Source organism: Methylophilus sp. (assembly GCF_052173275.1).
In the GTDB taxonomy this organism is placed as follows: Bacteria; Pseudomonadota; Gammaproteobacteria; order Burkholderiales; family Methylophilaceae; genus Methylophilus.
In genome coordinates, this window is sequence record NZ_JBQMUL010000002.1 from 1,376,709 (window position 1) to 1,395,680 (window position 18,972).

Consider the following 18,972-nt stretch of genomic DNA (forward strand, 5'->3'; position numbering starts at 1 on the left):
TTTATGGCACAATGATTCAGTCAGTTTTATCAATAATAAAAACAAGAAAAAACTGTTTTATTTCAAGGAAAATTCTTACTTAAAGGTATGGGGGCAATCATGAGAAGTTTGTTGTTAACGTCAGTTCTGGCAGCACTGCTGGCCGCATGTGGTAATAGTGGTCAATCATCAGGCGCTGGTGCTGAGTCATCTGAGGATATTAAAGCGATTAAATTTGAAGCGACCCAGGATGGATCGCCTCTGCAAATCGACCTCAAAATGTTTGATACACCGGGTGCGAAAGAGTTTTTAAGCACAGGCAAGAACCCTTACATCGGTAAAGAAGACGCCATCAAAGAAGGTAAGAAGAAATTCAACCTGTTCTCCTGCGTAGCCTGCCATGGTGGTCACGGTGAAGGTGCGGTTGGGCCTGGTCTGATTGGTGATAACTTCCGTTATGCCAAAAATGCGACCAATAAAGGGATGTTTGAAACCATCTGGCACGGCACTAACGGTGGTATGGGTGCTAAAGGTTTTGGCTTGATGGCGCCTGATGATGGCTTAAAGCCTGATGATGTATTGAAAGTGATCGCTTTTATTCGTAGCCATGCAAAAATCACAGGTAACGAATAGCTGTATAATGTAGTTGTTGTGCGCGCTTGGCTGTACGGCAGGCGCGCTTTTTTATTGAAGGATATAAGTGTGACGGATGAAAATAATTTACACCATGTCATCATCGTAGGTGGTGGTGCAGGTGGCCTGGAATTGGCGACAAAGTTGGGAGATTCTCTCGGAAAAAAGAAGAAGGCTCGCATCACGCTGATTGATAGTACCAGAACACATGTATGGAAACCGTTATTACATGAGATCGCTGCCGGCAGCATGGATCCGGATCGCCATGAACTGGATTACCTTGCGCAAGCGCACTGGCATCATTTTAAATTTCGTCTGGGGCGCATGGATGGCTTGAATCGTGCGACGCGCGAGGTCAGCCTGGCGCCTTTCCTGGACGAAGATGGCAATGAAGTCATTGCGCACCGTACATTCAAGTACGACACCCTGATTATTGCCGTTGGCAGTACCACCAACGACTTTGGTATCAAAGGCGCGCGTGAATATTCGTTGGCGCTGGACACACACTCCCAGGCACAAAAATTCCACCGTTACCTGCATAACGCATTGTTGCGCGCGCAGACACAACCAGAGCCATTGAAACCAGGGCAGCTGGAAGTGGCTATTGTCGGCGCAGGCGCCACCGGCGTAGAGCTGGCAGCTGAGTTGCACAATACCACGCGCGAATTGACCGCTTATGGCTTGGACAAGATCGACCCTGACCGCGATGTGAAGATCTCACTGATAGAAGCCAGTGATCGTATCTTGCCTGCGTTGCCGAACAAGCTTTCTTATGCGGTGGATGTCGAGTTGCGCAAATTGCGTGTCAATGTGTTCACCGGTGAGCGCGTGACAGAAGTTTCTCCTAAAGGCATCACCACGCACAGTGGCCGTTTTATTCCCGCGGAGTTAGTGGTATGGGCGGCGGGCATCAAGGCACCGGATTTTCTCAAGGATATTGATGGCCTGGAAACGAATAGGATCAATCAGTTAGTCGTTAACCAGCATTTGCAGACCACGCGCGATGAGCATATTTTTGCTTTTGGTGATTGTGCTGCCTGCCCATGGCTGGGACACGATACAACGGTGCCGCCACGTGCACAGGCTGCGCATCAGGAAGCTTCCTTGCTGGTAAAAACGGTGAAAGCACGCGTAGCCGGTAAAGAGACGCTGCCAGAGTTCCATTATCGCGATTATGGCTCATTGGTCAACCTGGGCAAATACTCCACAGTTGGCAGCTTGATGGGTGCGGTAGCTGGAGGCAGCATGTATATTCAAGGCTTGTTTGCCAGAGTGATGTACCGCAGCCTGTATAAAATGCACCTGATGGCTTTGCATGGCGTACTGGCTGTGATTGTGCATAGCATAGGCCGCCTCATTTCCAGACGTACGGAACCGCATGTAAAATTGCACTAATGTTGTAGCATGTAGATCAGGTTCAGATAACAAAAGGGCGCTTAAAGCGCCCTTTTGTTATGCTGGAAACTCAGCATGCATTCTAAGGATTGATCCTATTCAAAGCACTCAGCGTTGTATATGTTTACGGTAGAAAAATGTAATCAGCGACATGCTTACAATAATAAACACGCCAAAGATGGCAACAATGGTATTGATCTCGAACTGCGCACCCACCATCCAGGTATAAGCACCCAGCAACAACAGAATGCCGATATTTTCGTTGAAATTCTGCACGGCAATCGAGTGCCCGGCGCCAAGTAAATGATGGCCTCGATGTTGCAGCAGGGAGTTGAGCGGCACCAGGAAATAGCCCGATAACACGCCGATCACAAACAGTAAAACCGCCGCGACTACAGGGTTGGTGATCAATACCATGCTGATCACCAGGATACCCATATAAATACCGGCTGGTAGCACTTTAACGGCATTTTCCAGCTGTACATAGCGCGAGGCGATGACTGAGCCAGCGGCAATACCCACAGCCAGGATGGCGATCAGGTAAGTCGCTTCCTGCTGGGTAAAGCCCAGCTTAACATCCGCCCACTTCAGCACCACGAACTGCAAGGTCGCACCTGCACCCCAGAACAATGTCGTTACTGCCAATGAAACTTGTCCCTGCGGGTCTTTCCATAAAGTAATAAACGCGTGCCAGAAATCTTTCAGCAGAAATCGCAGCGTCTTTTGTTCTACCTTATGGTCGATAGGCACTTTAGGAATAAAGTAATTAAATGCCGCGGCCAGCAGGTAAAGCAAGGTGATAAAAGCAATGCCTACATAAGGGCTGGTCGCTGCAGCAATGGTAGAGCCAAACACCGGCCCTAAGATAATCGCAGTAACGGTGGTGCCTTCCATCCAGGCATTAGCCTTGATCAGCAGGTGCGAGGGCAGCATCTCCGTCAGGATGCCGTATTTGGCCGGGGAATAAGCCGCAGCACCAATGCCGACCACCGCGTAGGCGTATAACGGCGGCACGCCCGCCAAGGCCAGCAAACAGCCTATAAACTTCAGGCCGTTGCTCAAAAACATGACCCGGCCTTTGGGCAGGGCGTCTGCAAACGGGCCGACAAACGGCGCCAGCACAATGTAGGAGATGACAAAAAACTCGCGCAACAACGGTTCGTGCCAGGTTGGCGCGTTCAGTTGGGCGAGCAGGGCGATTGCCGCAAACAGCAGGGCATTATCGGCGATTGCCGATAAAAACTGAGCAATCAGTAATGTATAAAAGCCTTTGACCATAACATAGGGCAGACCTGCGTCTACAACACCTCTGCCGCAAAGTCCGCCAGACGGGAGCGCTCGCCGCGAATCAAGGTGATATGGCCGTTATGCTGCCAGTTCTTGAAGCGGTCAACCACATAAGTGAGGCCTGAGCTGCCCTCAGTCAGATAAGGCGTATCAATTTGGGCGATATTACCCAAACAGACCACCTTGGTACCCGGACCCGCACGCGTGATCAGGGTTTTCATTTGTTTTGGTGTCAGGTTTTGTGCCTCATCAATAATCAGGAACTTGTTGAGGAAGGTACGGCCACGCATAAAGTTCAGCGATTTGATCTTGATGCGGGTACGGATCAGATCCTGCGTTGCAGCACGGCCCCATTCGCCAACATCCTCATCTGTCTTGTTCAAGACATCCAGGTTATCTTCCAGCGCACCCATCCATGGTGCCATTTTCTCTTCTTCAGTGCCTGGCAAGAAGCCGATATCTTCACCCACCGGCACCGTGACACGGGTCATGATGATTTCAGAATAACGTTTTTTATCCAGCGTTTGCGTCAATGCGGCAGCCAGTGTCAGCAATGTTTTGCCGGTACCGGCCTGGCCCAGCAAAGTGACGAAATCTATCTCCGGGTCCATCAACAGGTTCAGGGCAAAGTTCTGTTCGCGGTTGCGCGCCGTGATGCCCCACACATTGTGTTTGGGGATAGCGTGATCCTGCACCACTTCAAGCACCGCTGAGTTATCTTCAAGTTTGCGCACAATCGCGTGAAATGGTTTGTTGTATTCGTAAAACACAAACTCATTGATCAGCAGCGATTTCACAATCGGGCCGTTGATCTTGTAAAACATGCGGCCTGCCTCCTGCCAGGAGTGCATATCCTTGCTATGCGCTTCCCAGAAGTCTTCCGGTAGCTCGCGCAAGCCGGTGTATAGCAACTCACTGTCTTCCAGCACCTTGTCATTAAAGTAGTCTTCAGACGGCACACCCATGGCGCGTGCCTTGATACGGATATTGATATCCTTGCTGACCAGGATGACATTACGGTCCGGGGATTGTTTTTTGAGTGCCAGGACGACACTGATGATCTGGTTATCTGCTTTACTACCCGCCAACCCTGGCAGGTCGGTAGGGACATGTTCGGTCTGGAAAAACAGTTTCCCGCTCAGGTGGCGATTGCCCTTGATTGCCAGTTGACAGCCAGCTTCCAGATTGTCGGTGTCGACGCCACCCATGATTTCTTCAAGAAACCGGCTGGCCTGGCGCGCATTGCGGGCAACTTCGGTCAGCCCTTTTTTGCCATTGTCCAACTCTTCCAGGGTCACCATCGGCAAATACACATCATGTTCTTCAAACCTGAACAACGATGAAGGATCGTGCATCAGTACATTGGTATCCAGAACGAACAACTTAGTTTGCGGAGCACGTGCCATAAGAAATCACTTTATGAGTGGAAAGATTGGATGCTGGCCAGTACTTCAGCGGCATGGCCATCGACCTTTACACCACGCCACTCGCGGACAATGGTGCCTTTTGGGTCTATTAAAAACGTACTGCGCTCAATGCCACGTACCTGTTTCCCGTACATGTTTTTCATCTTGATCACATTCAATGACTGACAGGCGACCTCATCCACGTCTGAGATCAGTTCAAACGGGAAAGTATATTTGGCCTTGAAATTCTCATGCGATTTGAGGCTGTCGCGCGAAATGCCGAACACTACGGCATTGGCGGCAGTGAATTCGGCATGCATGTCTCGAAACTGAACGCCTTGGGTGGTGCAGCCAGGGGTGGCGTCTTTGGGGTAAAAATACAAAACAACGAATTTTCCCAAATAGTCACTGACTTTGAATTGAAGGCCGGAGGTTGCCGGTAAGGATAATGCGGGAGCAGGTGAATTCAACATAATATTCGTGGCAGATGCTTAACCACATTGTTGATAAAAAACCAAAATTAAGCAAGCACAAAAAGAAAATTTTCCAAGCCGCTGTGCAAGTCGCTCATAAACACCGATATGCGGTGTGGCCGCCTTATTGCGGCAGAGAAATAGTGATGCGCGTGCCTTTACCCGCCTGGCTTTCAAATTGCATGGACCCGGCAAGCTCCTCGCAGACTTTAAAGGCAAACGGGATGCCCAGGCCAGTCCCGAAGCGCTTGGTGGTGGGGCCGGGAGTGATGGCATGCGGGTCAGGTTTAAATGGCATGCCTGGCCCCTGGTCGATAATTACCAGGGTCAATATATTATCCAGTAGCGAACATTGAATCTGGATATCTGTGCCTTTGGGCGATGCTTCCGAGGCATTCAGCAGCAAGTTGTACAGCATTTGCTCCAGCAGATGTTCATCCGTCAGGATCAGGCGTTTGATATTGGCGCTGTCTTCAATGACTTTTATTTTTTTCTCATTCAGTTTGGGCTGCAACGTCATGATGGCGCCCTGCACGATCGAAGAAAGCATCAACTGGTTCAGCATCGGTTTGATCGGGTGCAAATAAGAAAGCAAACTGCCAGTCCATCTTTCTAGGCGATCCACCGTGTGGATAATGCCATGCACCGACTCCTGCGTATCTTTATCCGGGGCATCAATCACCTGTGCGGTAGCGCGTATGCTGGCGAGCGGGTTACGGATATTGTGCGCCAGCATAGGCACGAGCAGGCCCAGGGCCGCCTGCTTCTCACTTTTGACCAGTGCGTCCCGGCTCAACGCCAGGTCTTCGGCCATTTTATTGATCTCTTTGGATAACACCGCCAGTTCTTCAGCGCCCGCTTCCGGCACCTGATGGCTCAGGTTGCCCGCACTGATGGCATTAGTGGCGAGCATGATGTCATTAATGGGTTTGACGATAGACCGTTTCAGAATGCGGCGTGAGTAGAGTATCAACACGCAGGCCAGCAACAGCGGCAGCGAGAGCACAGCGATAGAGCTACTCCTGGCATCATCCAGGCGATTCTTGATCTCACTCTGTTTGATCATCAGCAGGTGTTCGGCACGCTTGGAGACTTCTTCGTAGTGCGAGAAAATACCAGTCTCGATATCCTGGTAAATGGATTTTTGCGCCTGCTTGTTGGGGTTGTGCTGGTAGCGGTAGAACAGGGTAGGCGCTTCATTCACCAGCTTGCGGTATTTACTCTCGATCTCGCTCAGCGCGGTGCGTTCCTCTTCATCAATGGCAATGCTTTGCAAACGCTGTAAATGCACCAGGATGGAAGTGGTGTATTGATTGTATTCATTGAGCGCATTTTCTTCCTGCAGAAAAAAAGCATCGAATAATTCTTTGACCTGGCGGTACAAGTCACCCCTGACCAGGTAAATCTCCTGGATCACCATATTGATACGCTGCGATTGCTTGGAAGCTTTATCCCATAGGTAAATACCGTAGCCGCCACTGGCCACCGCCAGGATGATCAGGGCAATAAAGTACAGGTCATGAAACAGCAATAAATGCCTGAGCGATTTGCCATAAGCCCGCTGCGTGAATGCTGTTTTGAATGTTCGTTTGAAAAATGCCATATGCCGCGGGCTTAGCTCGACAGTTTGAAACTGACGGTGACAATAATATTGTTGATTCTACCGCGCAAAATCTCATTAAAGTGCGGCTTTAGCTGCGACTTCTGCGCCGCCGCCAGGGCTGCATCGTCAATCGCTTTATTGCCGCTGGACTCCACCACTTCTATGCCGGTGATCTCGCCGTGGTCGTCAATATTAATCTTCAGTTTTACATCGCCTTCAATACCCCTGTCCTGCGCGATTCTGGGGTAGCGCTGGTTTTTCTTGAGCTCGCGATGCGCGGCATTTTTAAAAGCATTACGCGCCGCTTCAATATCGCCGTCACTCGGGCCGGTGGCTTTGGGTGGTTCGGCTGGCGGCGCGGGTGGCGCTGGCGGTGGCACCACCACTTCGGATTTACTTTCACTTGCCGTTGGTTTCGCGGTGATCACTGCCGGGGCAGGCGCTTCTGCCACAGCGCGTGTTGGTTCTGACGGTGGTTCCACGATGGGTGATGCTTTTTGCGGCACCGGTTTTTGTTCAACCGGTTTGGTCTCGGGTTTTGGTGGTGGTTTCACCGGTTGTGGTTTGGGTGGCTCAGGCGTTGGTGGGGTGGGCTCAGGTTCTGCAGCCGGTAACACCGCCGCAGGCGGCGTTTCTTTTACCAGCTCGATCTGAATTTCCTGTTTGAGCACAGGTGGTTTTTCATAGGTAGGCTTGGGAATGAATATTACAATCAATGCATGTATCAACAGTGAGCCTATCAGGCACCACTCCAATGCATGTTTTAATTGTGTTGATTCTTTCAGTACGGCTTGCACGCCTAAATCCTAACCTTAAACCCCCATCACGACCCGACACTATAAGCTATTTTTTAGCATTCTTGCCAGTGCGAAAAGGTTTGTTTACCTAGCACACGCCGTGAAAAGGTTGCACTTCTACCAGCGTGCCTGCTGCCAGTGAGCCAGTTTTTTCATCAAGTACAATAAAGCAATTGGCCAGGCTCATGCTGCTTAAAATGCCGGAGCCTTGCTGGCCGGTGGTTCTCACTTTCCAGTCTGCGCCGTCTTTAAACAAGATGCCGCGCTGAAACTCAGTCCGGCCGGTGGCTTTTTTGATGGCGTTGACACATTCGACCTTGAATGTAGGCGATGCCTGGCTGGCTGCGCCCATCAGGTGCTTGAGTGCATCCTGCACAAACTGGTAGAACGTCACCATGGCTGAAACCGGGTTGCCAGGCAGGCCAAAATAATGGGCGCTGCCAATTTTTCCATAAGCCAGCGGGCGGCCAGGTTTCATATTGATCTTCCAGAACAATACCTGCCCGTGCTTGGCTAACAGTGCTTTCATAAAGTCTGCCTCGCCCACGGAAACGCCGCCTGTCGTGATCACCACATCATGTTCAGCCGCCGCTTGCAACAGGGTTTTTTCCAGGGCGTCCGGGTCATCTGTCACATTGCCAAGGTCATACATATCAACTCCTGCCGCTTGCAGCACGCCCCATAAGCTATAGCGGTTGCTGTCATAGATTTGCCCTTGCTGCAAAGGCTGGCCCAAGCTAACCAGCTCATCACCGGTGCTAAAGAAAGCGACTTTTAACGGGCGGTAGACTTCAATTTCCGCCACGCCCAGAGAAGCCAGCAGGCCCATATCCGCGGGTTCAATGCGATGTCCACGCGCCAGCACGGTTTGGCCAGTCGCGATGTCTTCACCGGTCAGGCGGATATTGGCTCCCGCCGCCGGTAATTTTATCAGGGTCACCCACTCGCCCTCTGTGGTGGTGTGCTCCTGCATGATCACTGTATCCACGGTTGGCGGAATCACAGCTCCAGTCATGATTTTGATGCAGCATCCATGCGGGATATCGGCAGTGAAAGGCGCACCTGCAAACGCAGTGCCTACGATGTTGAGCGCATTGCCTGCTTCAGCATGCCGGAAGGCAAAGCCATCCATGGCCGAATTATCATGGCCTGGCACGTTGATGCCCGAAGTCACCGGCACCGCTAATACACGCCCCAGGCTGGCCTTAATCGCCACTATTTCTGTCTCGCTCACCGGGCTTAAAAACTGTTGAATGTAATGGCGCGCCTGCGTGACCGACATGGCGTTTGGATCATAGTCATCCAGGCAAGAGGCATTGGCCGCTAAAGCAGAAAGGTCTAAATCAGGAAATTCAGGGAATTGTGGTTGCATGACAAATATTCACCAGTCGCGAAAACATTATTTTTACATACTAAACAGGCTATCACCATCTTCAAAGTGTCAGGTATTTTTTGAGACAGGCACTGATGTGCTCAGTCAGACGCATTGTTTTAATAGAGGAGAGTGCTTACTGCGGATGATTGATGTTAGTGAATGCTTGCTCATCTTCAAAATCAACAAAGGCGGGTGAATGTCTGGCTTGCCAGCCACTGACACGGCGTTGGCCGTCATTCAGAAATGCATCCAGGTCAGCACTTAATGAGCGATGCAGCAGGCAAAAAACCGGGTGGTCACCGCTGGCACTACGGGCGATGGCCACTAAAGTATTAGAGTCACGGATAGCCTGTGACAAGCGTGCGGCTAAATCCAGCGGTAACAGCGGCGAGTCGCATGGCACTGTCAGTATCCAGTCTGTCTGCGCATGCGCTAAACCGGCCTGAAAGCCTGCCAGAGGCCCATTAAACTGGTCAGTGGCATCTGTCACTACCGGAGCGCCATAGCTTGGATAAATATCGAAATTGCGATTGGCATTAATAATGACCTGATCCACTTGCGGCTGGATGCGTGCCAGCACATGCGCCACCATCGCCTTGCCCTGATAATCGACCAGGCCTTTATCAACGCCACCCATACGCATGCCGCGGCCACCGGCAAGAATAACTGCAGTGATCTGCATTTAACCGCCAGTATGCGACATAAAGCGGATCACGGCCGGTGCGGCACGCTGTAGATCAAAATCGTGCCCTTTGGGTTTGATGCGCATGCCATGCAATATGGCTTCCACCAGCGGGCCATCATCATGTGGGTGGGCGCGCAAAATCGGCATCAGGTCTATATTGTGTTCCTGCCCCAGGCATAAAAAGAGTTCGCCCTTGCAGGTGATGCGCACACGGTTGCAGCTTTCACAAAAGTTATGGCTATGCGGCGAAATAAAGCCGATTCTGGTTTTTTGGCCATTGACTTGCCAGTAGCGGGCTGGACCGCCCGTTTTGTGGGTGCTGGGGGTGAGTGAGAACTTACTTTTTAATAGCGTCAGTGTTTCATTATTGCTCACACAGCTGTTCTCGCGGTCATGATTGACCACGCCCAAAGGCATCTCTTCAATAAAACTGATGTCGATATGTTTGCTGATGGCAAAATTGACCAGATCGAATGCTTCGTCGTCATTGATGCCACGCATGAGCACGCTATTAAGCTTGATATTACTGAACCCGGCCTGAATGGCATGTTCCAGGCCAGACAGGACTTTTGCCAGGTCACCCACGCGGGTGATTTTGCGGAAACGCGCTTCATCCAGGCTGTCGAGCGAGATATTGATCCGATTCACCCCGGCTGCTTTCAGGGGCAGGCTAAACCTGTCGAGCTGACTGCCGTTGGTGGTAAGCAGGCATTCTTGCAAACCAGGCAGGTGGCCGATCTCTTCAAATAACCACATCGCATTTTTGCGCACCAGGGGTTCGCCACCGGTGATGCGTACCTTGCTGACGCCCATGCGCACAAATAATTTAACCAGACGTGCGCACTCTTCGAGCGATAACACTTCATGACGCGGCAGAAAGGTCATTTCTTCAGCCATGCAGTACTGGCAACGGAAATCGCAACGGTCCGTGATCGACAGGCGAATATAGTCCACGCGACGGCCAAACTGGTCGATCAACTGGGCAGGCATATTATTCGCAAAGGTCATGAAACTCATGAATGTTAAAGTAATCAATATATTATGCCCTTTTCCTGCTTTAACAAGGCATAAATAGAGGTTATTATTCGATGGTGATAGAATGTAACTGAATTGTAAATGCGAGGTTGGTTTGAACCAGATACTGAGCCATGAGCAGCAAACGCGCATTCAAGCGCATATTCAAGCACATCGTCTTGTACCGGGCGGTTTAATGCCGCTTTTACATGCGATACAGGATGATATCGGCTATGTACCAGAAGCCATTTATCCTGATATTTCCCACGCACTGGCCCTGTCGGTCGCCGAGGTGCATGGGGTTGTCAGCTTCTATCATCACTTCCGCACGCATCCCATAGGCAAGCACGTACTGCAAATCTGCCGCGCCGAATCCTGCCAGGCCATGGGCTCTGAAAAACTTGAGGCCGAACTTAAATCCAGGCTGGGTGTGGATTACCACCAAACCACTCAAGACGGCCAGGTCACCTTGCTGCCAGTGTATTGCCTGGGCAACTGTGGCTGTTCACCGGCGGTGATGCTGGATGACGAAGTGCATGGCCGTATGAATACCGAAAAAGTCGCTGAACTGATTGCCGAGGTGTGCCATGGTTAAAATCTATGTGCCGATTGACTCCACAGCGCTATCGCTAGGTGCCGGGCGCACTGCCAAAGCCATTGTGAATGAAGCACAGGCGCGCGGTATTGAAATCCAGTTGATCCGCAACGGTTCTCGCGGCCTGTTCTGGCTGGAACCCCTGGTCGAAGTCGAGCTGCCGCAAGGCCGTGTCGCATTTGGGCCGGTACAGCCCAAAGATGTCGCCAGCCTGTTCAATGCCGATTTTATTCATGCGCTCTTCGAATCAGCCCAAGCACATCCTTTGTATCTGGGACTGACTGAAGAACTACAGTGGCTGAAAAAACAGCAACGCCTGACATTTGCCCGTGTAGGCATTACTGATCCAGTCTCGCTGGAAGATTACCTAGCGCATGACGGCTACCAAGGATTGAAAAATGCATTGGCGCTCAGCGGTGCGGAGATCGTCAAGGCGGTGACTGATTCCGGCTTGCGCGGCCGTGGCGGTGCGGCTTTCCCTACCGGTATTAAATGGAATACCGTGCTCAATGCGCCAGCCGAACAGAAGTATGTCGTCTGCAATGCTGATGAAGGTGATTCTGGTACCTATTCTGACCGCATGATCATGGAAAATGATCCCTTTGTGTTGATTGAAGGGATGACGATCGCAGGTATGGCTGTCGGTGCCACCCAAGGCTATATCTATTTGCGCAGTGAGTATCCACATGCGCTCAACACCTTGAATGAAGCCATACGCAAGGCAACTCTGGCCGGCTATCTGGGTGAAAACATCCTGGCATCGGGCAAGGCTTTTCACCTGGAAGTCCGCAGGGCTGCAGGCGCTTATGTCTGCGGTGAAGAAACTTCATTGCTCGAGAGCCTGGAAGGCAAGCGTGGCCTGGTGCGTTTTAAACCGCCATTGCCAGCCATTGAAGGCCTGTTTGGCAAGCCGACCATTGTGAATAATGTGATTTCACTGGCGACCGTGCCTATCATTCTGCATCAAGGCGCACAGTATTACGCCGATTACGGCATGGGCCGTTCACGCGGCACGCTGCCTATCCAGCTGGCGGGTAACCTGAAGCAAACCGGTTTGGTTGAACTGGCTTTTGGCGCGACCTTACGTGAACTGTTGTATGACTATGGCGGTGGTTCAGCGTCTGGTCGTCCGATCCGCGCTGTGCAGGTGGGTGGGCCATTAGGCGCTTATCTGCCAGAAGAACAATTTGATACGCCACTGGATTATGAGGCGTTCAGCAAGATCTGGGCGGTGCTGGGGCACGGCGGCATTGTGGCATTTGATGATACCGCGGATATGGCCAAAATGGCCCGCTATGCGTTTGAGTTTTGTGCAATAGAAAGTTGCGGCAAATGTACGCCGTGCCGGATAGGTTCTACACGTGGTGTAGAAGTGATGGATAAAGTCATCGCGGGTAAAAACCATCCGCAGAATGTGCAGTTGCTGCGTGATTTGTCTGACACCATGTTAAATGGTTCTTTATGTGCGTTGGGGGGCATGACGCCTTATCCGGTGTTAAGCGCCCTCAATCATTTCCCTGAAGATTTTGGTCTAAGTAATAAAGAAGCGGCTGCCTAGGCAGCAGAGGTGACATTATGGATGACATCAAATATACCCCTACCCACCCAACAGTCCTGAAATACGATGCGGACAAAGACTATGGCACGCCTAGGTCTGACAGTGATGTGATGGTGACGCTGAACATTGACGGTGTGGAAGTGACCGTGCCGGAAGGCACCTCTATCATGCATGCCGCGCAATTGAGTGGCGTGACCGTGCCTAAACTGTGTGCCACCGATTCGCTGGAAGCCTTTGGCTCCTGTCGCTTGTGCCTGGTCGAGATCGAAGGGCGGCGCGGCTACCCGGCTTCGTGCACCACACCGGTGGCTTCTGGTATCAAAGTCAAAACGCAAACACCAAAACTGGCCGATGTACGCCGCGGCGTGATGGAATTATATATTTCCGACCATCCGCTGGATTGCCTGACCTGTGCCGCAAATGGTGACTGTGAGTTGCAGGATATGGCGGGTGCAGTCGGCCTGCGTGAAGTCCGTTACGGTTATGAAGGTGAGAACCACCTCGGCCAGGCGAAAGACGAATCCAACCCTTACTTTACGTTTGATGCGTCAAAATGCATTGTTTGCTCGCGTTGTGTGCGCGCCTGTGAAGAAACACAAGGCACTTTTGCATTAACGATCCAGGGCCGCGGCTTTGACAGCAAGGTATCCGCCGGTAACCAGAATTTCCTTGAATCTGAATGTGTCTCCTGTGGCGCCTGTGTGCAGGCTTGCCCTACCGCCACCCTGATGGAAAAAACCGTGATTGAGGCAGGTACGCCAGAACATAGCGTGACCACCACCTGTGCCTATTGCGGCGTAGGTTGTAGCTTTGATGCCGAGATGAAAGGCGAAGAAGTCGTGCGTATGACGCCGACCAAAGAAGGCGGGGCCAATCATGGGCATAGCTGCGTTAAAGGCCGGTTTGCCTGGGGTTATGCCACCCATGCGGACCGCATTACTACCCCTATGATACGCAAGAGTATCCATGATCCCTGGCAAAAAGTCGGCTGGGATGAGGCAATCAACTATGCCGCCAGCGAGATTCAACGTATCCAGGCCAAATATGGCAAGGATGCGGTCGGTGGCATTACTTCCAGCCGCTGTACCAATGAAGAAGTGTATGTGACACAGAAGCTGATACGGGCCGTCTTCGGCAGTAATAATGTAGATACCTGCGCACGCGTCTGCCACAGCCCTACCGGTTATGGCCTCAAGCAAACGCTGGGTGAATCGGCCGGTACGCAAACCTTTGACTCAGTGATGAAATCCGATGTGATTTTTGTGATGGGTGCCAACCCCACCGATGGTCACCCGGTGTTCGGCTCACTGATGAAACGCCGCCTGCGTGAAGGCGCCAAGCTGATTGTAGCCGATCCGCGCGCGATCGACCTGGTGGAAAACTCACCGCATATCCGTGCTGACTATCATTTGAATCTGCGTCCGGGCACCAATGTGGCATTGATCAGCGCCCTAGCGCATGTGGTGGTGACCGAAGGCCTGGTCAAGGAAGACTTTGTCAAAGCCCGCTGTGAGTGGGATTCTTTCGTCGCCTGGCGTGATTTTGTCGCCAAACCAGAAAACTCCCCCGAAGCATTGGCGAAAGATCTGGGGCTGGACCCACAGAAAATACGCGAAGCGGCACGCCTGTTTGCCACCGGCGGCAATGCCGCTATTTACTATGGCCTGGGTGTGACCGAGCATAGCCAGGGTTCGACTACCGTGATGGGCATCGCCAACCTGGCCATGGCGACCGGCAATATTGGTCGCGAAGGTGTAGGCGTCAACCCGCTACGTGGGCAGAACAACGTACAAGGCTCTTGTGACATGGGTTCCATGCCGCACGAATTCCCCGGCTATCGCCATGTATCGGATAACGAAACCCGCGCATTGTTTGAAGCCGCCTGGGGCGTGACATTAAGTGCTGACCCTGGCTTGCGTATCCCGAATATGCTGGACCTGGCGGCAGAAGGCAGCTTTAAAGCCGTCTATTGCGTAGGTGAAGACATTGCGCAATCTGACCCGGATACCCAGCACGTCACACATGCGCTTGAAAGCATGGAATGTGTCATCGTGCAGGATTTGTTCCTGAACGAGACCGCCAAATTTGCCCATGTGTTTTTCCCCGGTGCTTCATTCCTGGAGAAGAATGGGACTTTTACCAATGCCGAGCGCCGTATTTCGCCGGTGCGCAAAGTCATGTCGCCAAAAAATGGCCTCAGAGATGATGGCAAACACGAGGCCGGCCTGGAAGATTGGGAAATTACAGCCAGGTTCTCAGAGGCATTGGGTTACCCCATGCATTACACGCACGCCAGCGATATCATGGATGAGATCGCAGCGCTTACCCCAACCTTCAATGGCGTCAGCTTTAAGAAACTCGACGAAATGGGCAGTATCCAGTGGCCATGTAATGATGAAGCACCCGCTGGCACGCCTACCATGCATGTGGAAGAATTTGTGCGCGGCAAAGGTAAGTTCTTTGTGACGCAATATGTGCCGACTACAGAACGGGTCAATCGCAAATTCCCGCTGATCCTGACGACTGGTCGTATCCTGTCGCAATACAACGTCGGCGCGCAGACCCGGCGTACTGAAAACGTGGTGTGGCATCCTGAGGACAAGATCGAGATCCACCCGCATGATGCTCAGGATCGCGGTATCGAAGAAGGTGACTGGGTCGGGATCAGTAGTCGCGCCGGTCAAACCGTGTTGCGTGCCAAGATCACCGAGCGAGTGCAGCCGGGCGTGGTCTATACCACTTTCCACCATCCGGAATCTGGTGCCAATGTGATCACCACCGACAACTCTGACTGGGCGACCAATTGCCCTGAATATAAAGTCACGGCTGTGCAAGTCACTAAAGTGAATCAGTTATCTGACTGGCAGAAAGAGTATCGCAACTTTAGCGACACTCAGATTGAATTGTCCGGAATGGATCCGCAGACGGTTGTTTCCTGATGGCGCAAGTTGAAGTGGATAGTTGCCTCTCTGAGGATGCAAGCAGTGACTGGCAGCCCGTCACTGCCGATGAAACGGTGCGTGAATTCACAGTTACGCGCTGGCGAGATGCACAAGAACCAAGCAGCATTATTGATACGCTCGCGCAAGAAGTACCGATTGCATTGGTCTATAACGGCATTTCGCATGTGGTGATGCTGGCCACCCCGGCGGATCTGGAAGATTTTGCCTATGGGTTTTCATACACCGAAGGCATTATTAGCGAGCGGGCGCAGATTTATGGCATAGATGCAAAAGCGATCCACCATGGCAACGGCGAGTTGCGTGGCATTGAGTTGCATATCGAGCTAGCCACTGCGCAGTTTGCGGCGCTTAAAGAGCAGCGGCGTAACTTAACCGGGCGTACCGGTTGTGGTTTGTGTGGTGCCGAAAGCCTGGAACAGGTATTCAAAATGCCTGCGCAGGCTAAAGCGCCTATGCTTTCTTTGTCATTGCCAGTCATTGATGCCGCCATGGCGCAGTTGAAATCCCAGCAACCACTGCAGCAGCTCACCGGTGCTACCCATGCCTGTGCAATCGCCAATGATCAGGGGCAGGTGTTGCAGGTGCGTGAGGATGTAGGCCGGCATAATGCCCTGGATAAACTGATAGGAACATTGTTGCGGCAATCGCATGATTTCAGCGGATTATGGCGCCAGCACTGGGTGCTAACCACTAGCCGGGCCAGCTACGAAATGGTGCAGAAAGTGACGATGACAGGCGGGCGGGCGCTGGTTGCTATCTCGGCGCCGACGGCACTGGCCGTCAGCCTGGCACAGGATTACGATTTTTTACTGGTCGGTTTTGCCAGGCCAACACAGTGTGTGGTGTATCACGGCGTATTGGCACCCTCTGATTAATACGTTTTTATGGGTGCCCAGGTGTTGGTCATCTATTGTTGAGTTGAAAAGAGTGCGAGATGGAAGTAGACAAATTAATCAAAATGGCCAACCAGATCGGTGATTTTTTTGAGGCGAATCCGGATGTAGAAGATGCCAAGCTGGAGATCGCCGGGCATCTTAAAAAATTCTGGAACTCGGTGATGATTAAATCGCTGGTGGCCTATGTGCAACAACAGCAGGGCGCCGGGTTGCACCCCAGGGTGCTCGCTGCCATTCAACAGCATATACAGGCTTGAATCTGCGCGTGCGTTAATCGATTAACGGCGCTGAAGCAACCTGTAAGACTCTTTGCTCTGGCGACTTTGCTCGCCTTCCCAGATCAGCGACCATTCTGCACCCGGTGATGCGTGCCGTTTGCCAGGCTGGTCTTCAATCAATAACAAGTCACAGGCGGCAGGCTCCGCTGCCAGGCGGATGCCCGCGTGATAATGCAGTAAATCAGATTGTGAAGAGCCGATATTATGGCTGCTGATGCAGCGATAGTGCGTTGGCAAGTGCTGCCGCAAATCCTCAAAAATCGGCTGGTAAGTGCGCGCGGCTTCTATCATCGGTAACCACAAGCTCATAAACACTGTCCAGGCGCAGGTCATGCCGATCGCCCAGTTGGTGGCGCTGGAACGGTTAGAGTGCTTGGAACGGATGACGCCAGACAGCCAGATCAGCGTCACTGCTACCGCAATCGTCCCGTATAACACGCTCAGTGGTATGGTTTGCAGGCCAGATAAGTAAACCAGGCGCTGGTAAAGTTTGACCGGGTTGCCGGTGAGCATTGCCCACCAGCCTAGCCAGGCGATTGCTATCAACAGGCCGAACAGAATCAGGCCAAACCAGTTCAAGGCGCCAGCCGCGCCGCGTTTAAGCGTTTCTATACTCCCTGCCGCCAGGGCGGTGAGTGGGATCAGCAGCGGTAGCGCATTGACTTCACTGCGGTCACTAAAAAAACCGATCAGGATGAATGCAACGATAAAGAAAATCAGGCACAACTGGAAGCGATAGGTGTGCAGCACAGCATGCCTGAAGCGCCAGATGCCCCACATGGCAAGCGGCAAAGCTGGCCAGGCATACCAGGCCAGTGTGCGCAAAAAGTATAAGTGTTTGCTTGGTATCTGTATGCTCACCTGCGTCGGCCACCAGCCCGCCCACAATCCGGGTGCCCACTGCTGGCATAACCAGCACCACAATAAAATACCTGGCAGTGCCAGTGCCAGGCCTGACAATAAGGCGCGTTTTGCCCCTGCATGCTGGCACATCACGGGTAAAAACAGCACGCCTATGGTGCTGCCGATAATCATGGCGGCAGGGAGCAGGCCTGCTGATAAAAAGGCGATCAGCAAGCCGCCAGCAAGTAACCACATCGCGCGTACTGGCTTGCGTAGCACGAGTGTCAGTGCATAAAATGCCATGCTGATGCCGCTGAGCGCCGACACCTCCGGCATGATGGTATGTGCGCTGACGACCAGGCCCAGACAGCCAATGAAAATGAAGTTGGTCTGGCGTCCGGCACCCAGGTTCCACAATTCACGGCCACTTAAGCCCATCATCAACAGTGTGATAAGCATCCAGATACCCACGCTGAGGCGTGCGGCATCATGAATGGGTAATAGCGGAGAGAGTGCTTGTGAGAATCCGGTGGCGACCCAGTAAAACAGGGGGGGTGTCTCGAGCGCAGGATGGCCGGCAGAGACTGGGGCAATCCAGTGGCCATCTGTCCAACTGAGGGTAGAGAGGAATGGATGCTCGATCAGGCTCTGAATAATGCTGGCAGATTGCGACTCAAACGGTTTCCACGGTGAATGGCCGATCAGGCCTACACACAGCCAGATGGCACACAGCAGAATCAGCAAGTGTGTTTTGGCGCGTTCCCCCACTTTGGCGCGCGGGGTTGCCATGTTTTCCTGCCAGTCGTGATCAATAAAAAACTGCATGTGTCAGCGGTGTGCTCGTGTAAGGTATTTTATGCTGTTATCTTAACGCAAACATTAAGACTCGCCAGCATGCGTTGAAAACAAAAAAGGCAGCCATGCTGCCTTTTTTGATATACATTCCACCCAATTACATGCCGTATTTTTGGCGGAATTTCTCAACGCGACCAGCGGTGTCCACAATCTTCTGTTTGCCAGTGTAGAAAGGGTGGCACTGTGAACATACTTCAATGTTCAAGTCTTTGCTGCTGGTAGAACGGGTTTTGAATTTATTGCCACAGCTACATGTGACGTTAATTTCAGGGTATGTTGGGTGAATGTCGGCTTTCATGCTTTCTCTCTAATCTTTAAGCAGTTGCGGTAAGCGCGC

General features: G+C 52.1%; 17 protein-coding genes. 7 read left to right on the plus strand and 10 right to left on the minus strand.

The window, feature by feature from the left end; translation table 11 throughout:
- The first annotated feature begins 99 nt into the window (after positions 1-99).
- Positions 100-612 (plus strand): c-type cytochrome, encoded by a 513-nt coding sequence (locus tag ACTS9Y_RS08055; protein ID WP_442585433.1) that lies wholly within the window; start codon positions 100-102, stop codon positions 610-612.
- A gap of 69 nt (positions 613-681) precedes the next feature.
- Positions 682-2,007 carry an NAD(P)/FAD-dependent oxidoreductase gene (locus ACTS9Y_RS08060; RefSeq protein ID WP_442585434.1) on the plus strand — a complete coding sequence of 442 codons (1,326 nt, stop codon included), beginning with the start codon at positions 682-684 and terminating at the stop codon, positions 2,005-2,007.
- Positions 2,008-2,115: 108 nt separating this feature from the next.
- Here ACTS9Y_RS08060 and lplT read toward each other — a convergent pair whose 3' ends face one another.
- The 8 genes from lplT to moaA all read right to left on the minus strand — a co-directional run bounded on the left by lplT (position 2,116) and on the right by moaA (position 10,641).
- Positions 2,116-3,285, minus strand: coding sequence for a lysophospholipid transporter LplT (gene lplT, locus ACTS9Y_RS08065; RefSeq protein ID WP_442585435.1), 1,170 nt, complete (start codon positions 3,283-3,285; stop codon positions 2,116-2,118).
- Between the two features lie 20 nt (positions 3,286-3,305).
- The gene (locus tag ACTS9Y_RS08070; RefSeq protein ID WP_442585436.1) at positions 3,306-4,700 is read right to left on the minus strand and encodes a PhoH family protein; all 1,395 of its coding nucleotides are present in this window, start codon (positions 4,698-4,700) and stop codon (positions 3,306-3,308) included.
- An 11-nt stretch (positions 4,701-4,711) separates the two neighbouring features.
- A complete protein-coding gene (locus tag ACTS9Y_RS08075; protein ID WP_442585437.1) occupies positions 4,712-5,173 on the minus strand; it encodes a peroxiredoxin in 462 nt (153 codons plus the stop codon).
- Positions 5,174-5,297: 124 nt separating this feature from the next.
- The gene (locus ACTS9Y_RS08080; protein WP_442585438.1) at positions 5,298-6,776 is read right to left on the minus strand and encodes an ATP-binding protein; all 1,479 of its coding nucleotides are present in this window, start codon (positions 6,774-6,776) and stop codon (positions 5,298-5,300) included.
- Positions 6,777-6,787: 11 nt separating this feature from the next.
- A complete protein-coding gene (locus tag ACTS9Y_RS08085; protein WP_442585439.1) occupies positions 6,788-7,573 on the minus strand; it encodes an energy transducer TonB in 786 nt (261 codons plus the stop codon).
- Positions 7,574-7,661: 88 nt separating this feature from the next.
- Positions 7,662-8,945: a molybdopterin molybdotransferase MoeA gene (moeA, locus tag ACTS9Y_RS08090; protein ID WP_442585440.1), complete on the minus strand. Its 1,284-nt coding sequence runs from the start codon at positions 8,943-8,945 to the stop codon at positions 7,662-7,664.
- Positions 8,946-9,081: 136 nt separating this feature from the next.
- Positions 9,082-9,630, minus strand: coding sequence for a molybdenum cofactor guanylyltransferase MobA (gene mobA / locus ACTS9Y_RS08095; protein WP_442585441.1), 549 nt, complete (start codon positions 9,628-9,630; stop codon positions 9,082-9,084).
- Positions 9,631-10,641, minus strand: a complete 1,011-nt coding sequence (gene moaA, locus ACTS9Y_RS08100) for a GTP 3',8-cyclase MoaA (RefSeq protein ID WP_442585442.1) — start codon at positions 10,639-10,641, stop codon at positions 9,631-9,633.
- Between the two features lie 133 nt (positions 10,642-10,774).
- Between moaA and ACTS9Y_RS08105 the strand changes: the two genes are divergently transcribed.
- The 5 genes from ACTS9Y_RS08105 to ACTS9Y_RS08125 are packed head-to-tail and all read left to right on the plus strand — an operon-like array spanning position 10,775 to position 16,916.
- The gene (locus ACTS9Y_RS08105) at positions 10,775-11,242 is read left to right on the plus strand and encodes a formate dehydrogenase subunit gamma (RefSeq protein ID WP_442586925.1); all 468 of its coding nucleotides are present in this window, start codon (positions 10,775-10,777) and stop codon (positions 11,240-11,242) included.
- A complete protein-coding gene (locus ACTS9Y_RS08110; protein ID WP_442585443.1) occupies positions 11,235-12,800 on the plus strand; it encodes a formate dehydrogenase beta subunit in 1,566 nt (521 codons plus the stop codon). Before ACTS9Y_RS08105 ends, ACTS9Y_RS08110 begins: the two co-directional genes overlap by 8 nt.
- A gap of 17 nt (positions 12,801-12,817) precedes the next feature.
- A complete protein-coding gene (fdhF, locus tag ACTS9Y_RS08115; protein WP_442585444.1) occupies positions 12,818-15,739 on the plus strand; it encodes a formate dehydrogenase subunit alpha in 2,922 nt (973 codons plus the stop codon).
- Positions 15,739-16,638 (plus strand): formate dehydrogenase accessory sulfurtransferase FdhD, encoded by a 900-nt coding sequence (gene fdhD, locus ACTS9Y_RS08120; protein WP_442585445.1) that lies wholly within the window; start codon positions 15,739-15,741, stop codon positions 16,636-16,638. Before fdhF ends, fdhD begins: the two co-directional genes overlap by 1 nt.
- Before the next feature lie 59 nt (positions 16,639-16,697).
- Complete coding sequence (locus ACTS9Y_RS08125) at positions 16,698-16,916, plus strand: formate dehydrogenase subunit delta (protein ID WP_442585446.1); 219 nt, start codon at positions 16,698-16,700, stop codon at positions 16,914-16,916.
- A gap of 21 nt (positions 16,917-16,937) precedes the next feature.
- Here ACTS9Y_RS08125 and ACTS9Y_RS08130 read toward each other — a convergent pair whose 3' ends face one another.
- Both ACTS9Y_RS08130 and rpmE read right to left on the minus strand, forming a co-directional pair.
- Complete coding sequence (locus ACTS9Y_RS08130) at positions 16,938-18,605, minus strand: ArnT family glycosyltransferase (RefSeq protein ID WP_442585447.1); 1,668 nt, start codon at positions 18,603-18,605, stop codon at positions 16,938-16,940.
- Between the two features lie 127 nt (positions 18,606-18,732).
- Positions 18,733-18,933 (minus strand): 50S ribosomal protein L31, encoded by a 201-nt coding sequence (gene rpmE / locus ACTS9Y_RS08135; RefSeq protein WP_379034476.1) that lies wholly within the window; start codon positions 18,931-18,933, stop codon positions 18,733-18,735.
- Between the last annotated feature and the right edge of the window lie 39 nt (positions 18,934-18,972).